The organism is Sedimentisphaera cyanobacteriorum, from assembly GCF_001997385.1.
Taxonomy (GTDB): domain Bacteria; phylum Planctomycetota; class Phycisphaerae; order Sedimentisphaerales; family Sedimentisphaeraceae; genus Sedimentisphaera; species Sedimentisphaera cyanobacteriorum.
Genome location: NZ_CP019633.1, coordinates 426,876 through 438,613 on the forward strand (window position 1 = coordinate 426,876; position 11,738 = coordinate 438,613).

General features: G+C 47.1%; 8 protein-coding genes. 5 read left to right on the top strand and 3 right to left on the bottom strand.

All coding sequences use genetic code 11. From position 1 onward, the window contains the following. Position 1: 1 nt before the first annotated feature. On the bottom strand, positions 2-1,015 hold the full coding sequence (gene pdxA, locus L21SP3_RS01575) for a 4-hydroxythreonine-4-phosphate dehydrogenase PdxA (RefSeq protein ID WP_077538912.1): 1,014 nt from the start codon (positions 1,013-1,015) through the stop codon (positions 2-4). A gap of 111 nt (positions 1,016-1,126) precedes the next feature. On the opposite strand from pdxA, the gene xseA reads away from it, so the two are divergent. The 3 genes from xseA to L21SP3_RS01590 are packed head-to-tail and all read left to right on the top strand — an operon-like array spanning position 1,127 to position 5,046. Next, positions 1,127-2,461, top strand: a complete 1,335-nt coding sequence (xseA, locus tag L21SP3_RS01580; protein ID WP_077538914.1) for an exodeoxyribonuclease VII large subunit — start codon at positions 1,127-1,129, stop codon at positions 2,459-2,461. An 8-nt stretch (positions 2,462-2,469) separates the two neighbouring features. Next, positions 2,470-3,591: a radical SAM family heme chaperone HemW gene (gene hemW / locus L21SP3_RS01585; protein WP_077538917.1), complete on the top strand. Its 1,122-nt coding sequence runs from the start codon at positions 2,470-2,472 to the stop codon at positions 3,589-3,591. Between the two features lie 57 nt (positions 3,592-3,648). After that, positions 3,649-5,046: a sulfatase-like hydrolase/transferase gene (locus L21SP3_RS01590; RefSeq protein ID WP_161488050.1), complete on the top strand. Its 1,398-nt coding sequence runs from the start codon at positions 3,649-3,651 to the stop codon at positions 5,044-5,046. 251 nt (positions 5,047-5,297) lie between these two features. Here the strand turns inward: L21SP3_RS01590 and L21SP3_RS01595 are convergent, their stop codons facing one another. Both L21SP3_RS01595 and L21SP3_RS01600 read right to left on the bottom strand, forming a co-directional pair. Then, positions 5,298-6,830 carry an SLC5 family protein gene (locus L21SP3_RS01595; RefSeq protein WP_077538921.1) on the bottom strand — a complete coding sequence of 511 codons (1,533 nt, stop codon included), beginning with the start codon at positions 6,828-6,830 and terminating at the stop codon, positions 5,298-5,300. Positions 6,831-6,865: 35 nt separating this feature from the next. Further along, complete coding sequence (locus L21SP3_RS01600) at positions 6,866-8,140, bottom strand: uroporphyrinogen decarboxylase family protein (protein ID WP_077538923.1); 1,275 nt, start codon at positions 8,138-8,140, stop codon at positions 6,866-6,868. A 231-nt stretch (positions 8,141-8,371) separates the two neighbouring features. On the opposite strand from L21SP3_RS01600, the gene L21SP3_RS01605 reads away from it, so the two are divergent. Both L21SP3_RS01605 and L21SP3_RS01610 read left to right on the top strand, forming a co-directional pair. Next, on the top strand, positions 8,372-9,907 hold the full coding sequence (locus tag L21SP3_RS01605; RefSeq protein WP_077538925.1) for a sulfatase-like hydrolase/transferase: 1,536 nt from the start codon (positions 8,372-8,374) through the stop codon (positions 9,905-9,907). Between the two features lie 251 nt (positions 9,908-10,158). Next, positions 10,159-11,736 (top strand): sulfatase family protein, encoded by a 1,578-nt coding sequence (locus L21SP3_RS01610; protein ID WP_077538938.1) that lies wholly within the window; start codon positions 10,159-10,161, stop codon positions 11,734-11,736. Positions 11,737-11,738: the final 2 nt, after the last annotated feature.

Sequence of the window (11,738 nt, forward strand, 5' to 3'; positions counted from 1 at the left end):
ACTACTTTTTCGATTGGAATTTGTGTTTTCGGTCAACCATCATCGCAGCAACCCTGATAGCCATTTTCATACTCGCCTCATCAGCCTTGCCTTTTCCGGCAATATCGAATGCTGTTCCGTGAGCAGGCGAGGTTCTTATTATAGGAAGGCCAATTGTTACGTTTGTCGCATCGTTCATTGAAAGCGTTTTAACAGGTATCAGCCCCTGGTCGTGATACATTGCAAGGAATCCGTCATATTTCTCCCTGTTTTCCTTTGAGAAAAGCGTGTCTCCCGGGCTCGGCCCTTCAACATCTATCCCGTTTTCTCTGCTCGCTACCACTGCAGGCCTTATGATTCTGCTCTCTTCTTTGCCGAATCTTCCCCCTTCGCCTGCGTGCGGGTTGAGCCCGGCAACCGCAATCTTCGGCCGCTCAATTCCGAAATATTTTTTCAGCGTCTGATTGAGCAGTTCGAGGGTATTTGTAATTTTCTTAATGCTGAGCCTGCCGGGAACCTCTGATAATGCGCAGTGGATTGTAGCAAGCGCAACTTTCAGCTCGCTCGATACAAACATCATTGCTGAATCTTTGCAGCCTGTTTTATGGGTTAAAAGTTCGGTATGCCCCGGCCATTTAGCCCCCGCCATTTTCCAGCTCTGCTTGTGTATAGGCGCAGTTACTAAAGCATCAAGCCTGCCTTCAAGAACATCAGAAACTGCATCACTGCAAAACAGAAGCGAGGCCCTTCCGGAATCTTCATTCGGCTCTCGCAAGCTTGTTCCTATCGATAAGCCGTAATCAAATACCGTAACCTGATTTTCTTCTTGGGGAAAACTTTTCGGCGAGCATACAGACCAGAATTTCTCTATTCCAAGCTCGCCGGCAGCCTTTGTTAGATACTTATCACTGCCGTAGATATAGAATCTCCCCTGAAGCCTTATCACTGAGTCATAAAGCGCCTTCAATATTATCTCAGGGCCGATACCGTTTAAATCGCCCATTGTTACGGCTATTCTTTTATTGGAGAACAGCATTTTATTTCCTGCATTAAACTAATGAAAATGTAAATTTTAAGCTTTAAACCTTACAGTTCAACTGATTTCCGTTTCTTGTAAATGTTTTTACCTCAGGTATAATTTTTTGTTATGAAAAATCAATACACCGTTACACAAATAAATAATATGGTTAAGGTTGCGCTGGAATCAAGCCTTCCCGGGCATATGTCTGTAATTGGGGAGGTTAGCAATCTCAAGAGGCCTTCAAGCGGACATATCTATTTTTCTCTGAAAGACAAAAACAGCCAGCTTCCGTGTATTATGTGGAAATCCAGCGTTTCCAAACTCGGTTTTGAGCTTGAAAACGGGCTTTCTGTGATCTGTTCTGGTTATATAGACGTTTATTCGCCTTACGGAAAATACCAGTTTATTAGCCAAAGCATAAGCCCGGCGGGAGTCGGGAGCCTTCAGCTGAAATTCGAACAGCTCTGCAGAAAGCTCAGAGAGGAAGGCCTTTTCGAGCCGTCGCGCAAGAAAGCTCTTCCGAAATACCCGTTCAATATTGCTGTTATCACAAGCTCAAGCGGTGCTGCTGTGAAGGATATCTCAGAGAGCATACATTCCCGTTTCCCTTGTGCAAAGCTGTATCTGTATTCCGTGCCGGTGCAGGGCAAGGGGGCGGAAAAGCAGATTGCAGCTGCTCTTGGCCGGGTAAACGTTTTGAAAGAGAAATACTCGCTCGACCTTATTATCCTCGGCAGGGGCGGCGGGAGCCTTGAGGATTTATGGTGCTTTAATGAGGAGGCTGTGGCCAGGGCTGTTGCTTCTTCAGAGCTGCCCGTTATAAGTGCTGTAGGCCATGAGGTCGACACAACTGTAAGTGATTTGGCTGCAGATGCTGTTGCTTCAACGCCAACAAAGGCCGGCTTTATAGCTGTGCCGGATAAATCTGAGCTGGAAGCTAAGTTTGATGAGCTGGAAAACAGGCTCAAGCAGGACCTCCGCAAAAGGGCAGCCCTTGCCTGCCAGCAGCTGGAAACTGTTCAGGCCTCCGCAGTTTTCAAAAACCCCAGATACGCAATCAATTATAAATCCCAGCAGCTCGATGAGCTCAGCGGGAAGCTCAAACAGGCCTTGTCGCAAATGCTTCTAACGAGAAAAGGCGAATTGGCAAGCTTGCAGAATCAGCTTGCCGGCAGCTCTCTTTACAATCTTATGAAAGACGCCCAGAGCAGAATAGAAAAAAATCAGAACCATTTGGAGCGAGCTTTTTCTAACCGGCTCAACAGCTCTGTTAATCAGCTTGATAAGCTTGAGAGCAAGCTTTCTGCGCTGAATCCCCGCTCTGTGCTCGAACGAGGCTTTACCCTTACAAAAACTCTCGAAGATAACAATATAGTAAAACAGCCTGACGATTTGAATAAGGGCCAGAGGCTTATTACCGAATTCGCAGGGAGGAAAACGGTAGAAAGTGTTGTTGATTAGGGCTTATTATGCTTGATTTAAAAAGTCTTTACGTGCACATACCTTTCTGCGATTACAAATGCGGCTGCTGCGGGTTTTATTCAATCCCGGAAACAGCAGAGAGCCTCCACCGAGACTACCTGAGCGCTTTGCAAAATGAGCTCAAAAGCTTTGATATTGATGAAGATTCGCTCGAGACAATCTACATCGGAGGCGGGAGCCCTTCAATTCTTTCCGAAGAGAACCTCGAGCATCTGCTGGGTATTTTTACTGAGAAATTCTCGCCCATTGAGTTTACAATTGAAATGAATCCCCGCCAGCTCACAAGAGACAAGCTTATTACAGCGGAGCTTTTCGGTGTGAACAGGCTTTCTATAGGCGTGCAGAGCTTTTCTGAGAAATCGCTTGAGGTTTTGGGCAGGAAAGGCTCACGCAGAGAGATTTTGAATGCCCTTGATGCAGCCTGCGATTCTCCAATAGAGAATCTCAATATAGATTTGATTTTCGGCCTGCCTAACCAAACTCTCGAAGATCTCGAAAAAGATTTGGATATTGCCCTGAGTTTTGAGCCCGGCCATATTTCCGCATACAGCCTCGTCGTGGAGCAGAATACGCCCCTCGGCAAGTCTGTAGAAAGCGGGAGGCTAAAACTCCCAGGCCAGCAGCTCGATAGAAAAATGTATGAGCATTTGATTTGCCGGCTCGAAGAAGAGGGGCTTTATCAGTACGAGATCTCAAATTTTGCCCTGCCTGATTTTGAATGCCTGCACAACTGGAACTGCTGGCGTTCTGAGCAGTATATTGGGCTCGGGGCATCCGCAGGAAGCTTCTATAACGGCAGAAGATTTACCAATCCCGCTGATGTTAGAGGCTATATCGCTGCAGAGAGGAATCCAAAAAGAGAGTCTGCAGCTCTAACAGAAAAAGATTATGCATGGCAGACAGCGGTCTTGATGCTCAGAACAAACAGGGGGGTCTGCGCCGCTGAATTCAGCGATAAAACAGGCTTTGATTTCGAAGTGCTTTTCTCGGCTGAGATAGAAAAGAACATAAATGCAGGCTTGCTTGAAAAAACTGTTTCAGGCTGCCGGCTCACTCCGGAAGGTTTTTCTGTGGCCGATTCTGTCAGCAGAGAATTTGTTCTGGATTAGCTTTTATAGATTGAACAGTTAGTATTTTGAGATAAATAAATTATGAAGGGTTATTTTATGACAGAAAAAATTCAAAGACGAAGCTTCCTTAAGGCTTCAGGCGCACTGCTGGCGGGGAGTTTGTTTCCCGCTTATTCTTCCGCGGGTGTTTCGAAGAAAATGAAAAAGCCAAACATTCTCTACATCCTTGTAGATGATATGGGCTGGTCGGATGTTGGTTATCACGACAGCCAGCTTCAGTCGCCGAATATCGACAGATTAGTCAAATCCGGCGCCGAGATGGACTGCTTCTACGTTCAGCCTCAATGCACGCCCACAAGAGTTGCCCTCATGACAGGCAAGTACCCCTCTCGTTTCGGAAACCACTGCATCCAGGCATCCAACAAGCAGGCATACCCTAAAGGCACTCAAACGATGGCATCAATGCTCAAAAAGCAGGGCTATGATACTGCCGTAATGGGCAAGTGGCATATGGGCTCTAAGCCTGAATGGGGGCCGAATCACCACGGCTTCGATTACAGCTACGGCTCGCTCTCAGGCGCTATAGGTATGTACGACCACAGATACCGTCTTGATTCTGAATACGTTAAGACATGGCATCGAAACAGCGAGTTTGCTGAGGAAGAGGTCGGGCATGTAACTGATCTGGTAACCCGGGAAGCTGTAAACTGGCTGAAGGAAGATAAACGAAAAGAAAACCCGTTCTTCCTGTATATGGCGTATCACAGCGTTCATATTCCTCTGGTTGAGAATCACAGAACCGTGGCCAAATTTGATTATATAAAGGATCCCGACAGAAGGCTTATGGCGGCTGCTGTGTATCACCTCGACCAGTGTGTTGGAAGGCTATTAGATACCCTCGAAGAGCTTGGTATTCGCGAGAACACTCTAATTGTTTTCAGTTCCGACAACGGCGGCCTCAAAGACGGCAGCAGAAAGCCGCCCTTGGGAGAGCCCGAACATTATCCACAGCCAAACCCGCAGCTCGGTAAGGATTTCAGTATGAACGACCCACTGAGGGGAGGCAAATGCACTGCCTTCGAGGGCGGTATAAGAGTGCCGGCATGCGTGAACTGGAAGGGCGTTATAAAGCCTCAAAAAATGACTCAGAGGATGCACATTGTTGATTGGATGCCAACAATCGCTCATCTAACGGGCTGCAGAACTGACCCAGAATGGGACGGTAAAGATATGTGGAAACATATCACCGGAAAGGCAGAGAAAAACGAGAGCAGAGATGTCTATATTGTATGGCATTCAGGCCGAACTTGGGAGGCTTTAATCTCAGGAGACTGGAAAATCGTTCGTAACGGCCAGAATTCAAAATGGCAGCTTTATGACCTTTCAAACGACCCGTATGAAACGGTAAACCTTGCCGATACGAATAAGAAAAAGTTTTCAGAACTCGTGCAGATTTATAAAAAAGAGCGAAGCAAAGACGCAAAAGGCGTATAGGCAGAAGATTTAATCCATATTGTAGAAGAGCTCGTTTTATTTGCGGGCTCTTTTTGGTTTTAAAAAATATAAGCCAGACCAAAAGGTCTGGCTTAACGGTAAATATGGTTAGAATTAGAGGGGTTATGTTTTTAGTCTTTATATCCGGCAAAAGCCTGCCGGCGTTTTGCTTTCTTATGCTTTAATTTAACGTTTCTTGCCTTTAATGTCAAACCATACTTTTCAGGTTTTTGCGGAATTCAGTTTTTTTTTTACCTGAATATGACAATAAAAGCAATCACAGCAGCTATTACAAGAATCCCGTAAATCTTAACATCTGGTTTGGTTTCAAGGTCTATATCTTCCCTCACAGGCAGCTTTCTCGGCGTTTCCAGAGGACGCAGGAATGTCATAAGCCCCATAATGCATATAACAAGATTAAAGCTTATTGCCACATCCACCAAAAAGTGCTGAGTTTTCGCAAACATCTGGAATATTGCATAGAATATCGGGCCTGATAACAGAGCCACAACGCCTGAAGCAGCCGGTGCCTGAGGTACGAGCATACCGAAAAGGAACGCTGCCACTACGCCGGGCCAGATATACCCCTGAAACTGCTGTATATACTGGAAAACCCCGCCGAACTTTGGATTATCAAGCATCGGGGCAAGCAGACAGCCTACTATCACGAAAATCATCGTCATCGATCTGCCAAGAAGCAAAAGACCTTTCTGTCCGGCCTTACCGCCGAACATCCTTTTATAAACATCCATCGTGAAAATTGTTGAAGCGGAGTTCAGCATTGAACCCAGAGAGCTTATAACAGCTCCGGATATCGCTGCGAACATAAAACCTCTCAGCCCTGCTGGAACGAGATTGCGAATCAGTATCGGGAAGGCCTCGTCCGGAGTGCTCATCTGATCGCCGTAGAGCTGGTTAGACATTATCCCGGGAATCACAATCGCAAACGGAACAATCAGCCATAACGCACCCGCGAAGATCACGCCGAGCTGCCCGTCCCTAAGGGTTTTTGCTGCAAGGTTTCTCTGCACTATAAACTGATTGAGGCCAGTATAGTAAATCAGAACAATCCACATACCGGAGGCAAGCCCTGTCCACGGGAGTTTCTCATGGTCTTCAGGGAGTATCATATGCAGCTTGTCTTCGTTTACTTCTGAAAACTGCTCCCAGCCTCCGCAGGCATGCAGACCGAGGAAGAAGATTACCAGTCCGCCTACAATCAGAGCACCTCCCTGAAAAAGGTCTGCCCAGGCAACCGCCTTCAGCCCGCCCCAGACAGTATAGCCTGCGGCGAGAAGGCCGATAAGCCATACGCCGTATTCGAGCTTGAGCCCGAAGATTGTACGCAGAGTAATACCGCCGGAATAAAGCACTGCCGTGAGAAGCACTGCCACATAAACTACCACAGTTAGAAGAGCCATTATCCCTCTTGCTGCGGAGTTGTAGCGGTATTCGAGGTATTCAGGCATTGTGTATATGCCTGCCTTGAGGAATCGAGGTATCAGTGTAAACGCTATCACTACAATACCTATACTGCCCAGAAGCTGCCAGTTTGAAACAGCCAGACCCACATCTCCGGCGCCCTGGCCTGCCATGCCTACAAACTGCTCTGTGGATATATTGGCTGCCACAATTGACACACCAATCAGCCACCATTTCAGTCCTCTGCCTGCGAGGAAATAATCCTCACTGCTCGTTTCTTTACGGCTCTTGAATAGGCTTACGCCTATTACAACAGCAAAAAACGCTACGAATACGAATACGTCAAAAAAGCTTAGTTCCATTTCAACACCTTAAAAATGCTGTTATCAAATTTATTCTATATTGTTTTCACTCCGCGTGCATCGTCAACAGCATTTATCATTGATAGCAAATTCTCCAGAGGAACGTTGCTCTGAATATTGTGTATGCTGTTGAAAACGTATCCTCCGCCCTCGTTGAATATGTCAATTCTCTCGCGAACTTCTTTGTACACCTCTTCCGGCGTCCCGAAGGGAAGGGTTTTCTGCGTGTCAACGCCGCCGCCCCAGAATACAAGGTCATCGCCGAATTCATCTTTGAGCATCTGAGGGTCCATGTTCTCAGCAGAGCACTGAACCGGATTTAATACATCAAAGCCCGCATCTATCATATCCGGAATCAGCGGGGCGATAGAGCCGCAGCAATGCATAAATACCTTCCAGTTTGTGAGTTTGTGGATCTTATCGTTAATTGCCTTCTGGAACGGCTTATACATCTCTCTGTATGTTTCCGGAGAAATTAAAGGCCCGCGCTGAGCGCCGAAATCTGTTCCAGTTACAAAAACAACCTGAGGCATATCCCCGAGTGAATCAGCTAAAAGCTCGATATTCTCAAGAGCAACCTCGCACTGCTTCTCGAAAACCTTCATTATATAATCCTTCCGGATAGCAGTGGATATATACCACTCCTCAACGCCCCTGATTCCCTTGGGGTCCTTCAAAAACGGCCCGGGCACAAGAGCTATATCTCCGAAAGCCATTGCAGGCAGAGTAACGTAGATGCCGAATTCAGTGTTGTTGTAGTACCAGCTTACCTTTTCCTTGAAGTGGTTCAGCTCCTTTTCGCTGAGAACGCCGAATTCCTCGCAGTTGTCAAGATAATTGAGCTTATCTTCCTCAACAGGTTTCTGACGGTCTATCGAATCAAAGAAATAACTGGTAGAAGGCATTATCGCAGAAGGCTGCGCAGACTTGTCTCCCTGAGGGTAAACATAAACATCGCCGCTTTCGCTGACAGTATAGTTGAAATCTTCAGGCACAAGGCACTCTGTTCCGTCAACCGGCATCTTGAATTTCTTGTACCTTCCCGTTTCCAAGCCAAACATATCATACAGCGGATAAATACCCGCAACGTCCAGCTGAAGCTTTCTCTTCAGCTCATCGTCAACCTCGCCGAGCATCTGGAATGTCTCGCAGATTTTGCAGGTGTAGTCTTTATCCCCTGTTACTGTTTTTCTCAGCTTGTCCAGAACGCATACACCTATACCGGTCTGCCCGCCTGCTCCGATATCAACGCACAGTCTGTCAGGCTGCTTGTGTTCTAAAACCGTTTGAAGTCTTTCTCTTGAATTCATTTTTTAATCCTGTCCTTAAGTTGAGCAATAATTTATTAATCACATAAACGTATATTAGAACAGAAATCAATAATTATTTAACTCAATATTGTATAATAATACCGCAAATTTGGGCAAAAATTTAGATTGATGCAGTTAATTTCATCAGTATTTTAAATTTTGTGGTAAATTTTCACTGTTTGAATACATTATTAAATAGAAAAGGTCTTATTGTTTAACTGGGAGATAAAAATGAAATATTCAAGAAGAAATTTTCTCAAAGCTGCTGGAGTTATGTCTGCAGGGCTTGCATTTGGAGAGAATGTTCTCGCTGATGAAAAAAAGAAGCCTAATGTTGTAATTATATACACAGACGACCTCGGCTACGGCGATGTAAGCTGCTACGGCGCAACAGAAATCGAAACACCTAATATCGACAGATTGGCCAAGGAAGGCCTGCGCTTTACAAACACGCACACCGCCTCTGCCACCTGCACCCCTTCAAGATATGCCCTGCTGACAGGTGAGTATCCTTGGAGAAGGGAAGATACCGGTATTGCAGCAGGCGATGCGAATATGATTATAGAAGCCGGCAGACACACTTGGCCGGAATCAATGCGCAGAGCCGGCTACAAAACAGCTGTTGTAGGCAAATGGCACTTGGGGCTGGGCGATTCAAAGATAGACTGGAACAAAAAGATAGCACCAGGGCCGCTTGAAATAGGCTTTGATTACAGCTTTATAATCCCCGCAACTGGTGACAGAGTTCCCTGCGTTTATGTGGAAAATCACGAAGTTGCAAACCTTGATGAAGACGACCCACTCTATGTGAGCTTCAAAAAGCCGTTCAAAGGCCTGCCTACGGGCAAAAAGAACCCCGAGCTTCTCAATATGAAGCACTCCCACGGCCACAACAACGCAATTATAAACGGCGTAGGCAGGATTGGCTATATGAAGGGCGGGGCAAGCGCTGTATGGAACGACAGGACAATGGCCGCAAAGCTGGTTGACAAGGCCTGCGATTTTATGTACGAAAATAAAAACAATCCTTTCTTCCTCTATTTCTGCACCCATGATGTGCATGTTCCGCGCCTTCCAAACGAGGAGTTCCGAGGCAAGAGCGGGATGGGGCCGCGAGGCGATGCTATCCTCCAGCTCGACTGGACAGTAGGAATGCTTCTCGAGGAGCTTGAAGAGATGGGGCTCAAGGACGATACTGTCGTTATGTTCTCCAGCGATAACGGGCCTGTGCTCGATGACGGCTATCAGGATAAGGCAGTGGAAAAGCTCGGAGACCACGAACCTTGGGGGCCTTACCGCGGCGCAAAATACAGCAGATATCAGGCAGGGACGCTCGTTCCGTTTATACTGAGATGGCCGGGTGAGGTGCCTGCGGGCAAAACCTCTGATGCCCTCATATCCCAGACAGACCTTTTCGCTTCATTTGCAGCGATGAATAATCAGAAAATGCCGAAGACCGCTCCGGACAGCAAGAATGTTCTGCCTGCTCTTCTCGGCAAGACTGAAAATGCAAGGAAATATCTTGCAATTGATGCTATCGGAGGGCTGGCTGTCGTTGGCGGAAGATGGAAGTTTATGCCGGCAAATGATGAGCCCAAAACCGCTTGGCAGACAGGCATAGATACCGGCGCAAGAAGAAAGCCCCAGCTCTATGATTTGAAAAACGATATGGCAGAGAAAAACAACCTTGCTGATAAGATGCCCGGCGTGGTTGAAGACCTTTCTCAAAAGCTTGAAGAGATATTAAACGGCGCCGCTCCTGAATAGAGGAAAAACGGGAAATAATTTTTGAAATCTACGGGGCGAACCAGTACGGACGCCCCGTTTTTACTGCCATAAAATAAAAAATCATTAGAGAAAAATTATTGCGGATTAGCGGCTCAAAAATCGGCTGCAAATTTCTCAGTCAGGTTCTAACAATTGGCTTCGGATAAGTCGTCGTTTTGATGTTTTGGCTTGTATTGCTTTTTTAATCGCTGTAAAATACCTGTTCAAATAATTTTGAAGGGGCTTGAAATATGAATCTATCGAGGCGTAATTTTCTTAAAAGAGCTTCAATCTTAGGTGCAGGTGCGTTTGCAGGTGCCTCTTTTGCGGGTTCTTCGAGCAGCCGGCCGAATATTATTTGGCTTATCTGCGAAGATATGTCTCCGGATTTGGCCTGTTACGGAAATTCGGTTGTAAAAACGCCAAATATAGACGCTCTCGCCCAGCAGGGCAGGCGATACGACAGGGTTTACTGCACAGCACCTGTCTGCTCGGCAAACCGCAGCGCTCTGTTCACCAGTATGTATCAGACCACGCTCGACGCCCAAGACCACCGCAGCCACCGAGATGACGGGTATATTTTGCCCTCTCCCGCCCGGGTAATTACGAATTATTTCAGAGATGAAGGATACTATACAAGCTGCGGGCGCTGGGACAATACCTCCAGCTGGGGCAAGGGCGACTGGAACTGGCAGAGCCCGACCCATCGCGACAGCTTCGACGGAACCGACTTTTCCGGCAGGGCTCAGGGGCAGCCGTTCTTTGCTCAAATAAGCTTTTCCCTTACCCACCGTTCAGCAGATTCCGTTCAGAACCCGCAGAATCCAATCTCTGGTTCTCAAATTGAGCTCCCTCCAACTAATCCTGAACATCCTCTTACGAGAAAGGACTGGTCGAATTATCTCGAGAAGGTGCAAAAGCTGGATTCTCAGGTTGGTTCGGTGCTTTCCCGCATTGAATCTGAGGGTCTTGCGGAAAACACGATAATTTTCTTCTTCTCAGACCACGGCCGTCCTCAGATCTGGGATAAGCAGTGGCTGTATGAAGGCGGGCTAAGAATTCCGCTGATTATTCGCTGGCCCGGAGAGATCCCCGAAGGCAGTGTTAGCGATGAGCTTATCAGCACTATTGATTTAGCTCCAACTGCGATGAAATGGGCGGGGATTGATGTGCCCGGCCATTTCCACGGCATGCCATTTTCAAGAGAAGGCAGAAGACTCGTTTATGACAGCGCCAGCTTTTCCCTCGGGCTCGCTTCCCAAACCGCCGGCAGAAACTATGCCTTCGCAGCGAGGGATAAATGCGGCGCAAGCTTCGACCGCATAAGGGCGGTTATCACGAAACGATACAAATATATTCGCAATTTCTATCCCGAAAGGCCGTACACGAACAATCCGGGACAGACTATGTTCAACAGATACATTGCAAATGAGTATCCCGTTAATGCGGTTCAGTTTGCAAAGTATTATCAAGGCTCGCTTGAGCCTGCCCAGCTCAAGTTTATGGAAACAGCAGGCGGGGCGAACCGCCCGGCAGAAGAACTCTACGACCTGCAAAACGACCCATGGGAGCTGAATAATTTAGCGGCTAACCCGCAGCATCAGCGAATAAGAGATCACCTTTCCCGCAGACTGGACCGCTGGATTGTAGAAACTGGCGATATGGGCGAATACCCGCCGGACGATTTGAATGTCGGGTTAAACTGGGGAACAAACAATTTCTACAGCACCCTTGAAGCAAGAGGTGTTGATACAGAACCATTCAAACAGGGCAGATATCAGCAGGGCTGGGAAAATTATCTTGCGTACTGGGAAAATGTTTTGCTCTAAGG

Coding starts and splice junctions, on each gene's coding strand:
- L21SP3_RS01590 (WP_161488050.1), top strand. CDS start 3,649: ATGACAGAAAAAATTCAAAGACGAAGCTTCCTTAAGGCTTCAGGCGCA.
- hemW (WP_077538917.1), top strand. CDS start 2,470: ATGCTTGATTTAAAAAGTCTTTACGTGCACATACCTTTCTGCGATTAC.
- L21SP3_RS01605 (WP_077538925.1), top strand. CDS start 8,372: ATGAAATATTCAAGAAGAAATTTTCTCAAAGCTGCTGGAGTTATGTCT.
- pdxA (WP_077538912.1), bottom strand. CDS start 1,015: ATGCTGTTCTCCAATAAAAGAATAGCCGTAACAATGGGCGATTTAAAC.
- L21SP3_RS01600 (WP_077538923.1), bottom strand. CDS start 8,140: ATGAATTCAAGAGAAAGACTTCAAACGGTTTTAGAACACAAGCAGCCT.
- L21SP3_RS01595 (WP_077538921.1), bottom strand. CDS start 6,830: ATGGAACTAAGCTTTTTTGACGTATTCGTATTCGTAGCGTTTTTTGCT.
- L21SP3_RS01610 (WP_077538938.1), top strand. CDS start 10,159: ATGAATCTATCGAGGCGTAATTTTCTTAAAAGAGCTTCAATCTTAGGT.
- xseA (WP_077538914.1), top strand. CDS start 1,127: ATGAAAAATCAATACACCGTTACACAAATAAATAATATGGTTAAGGTT.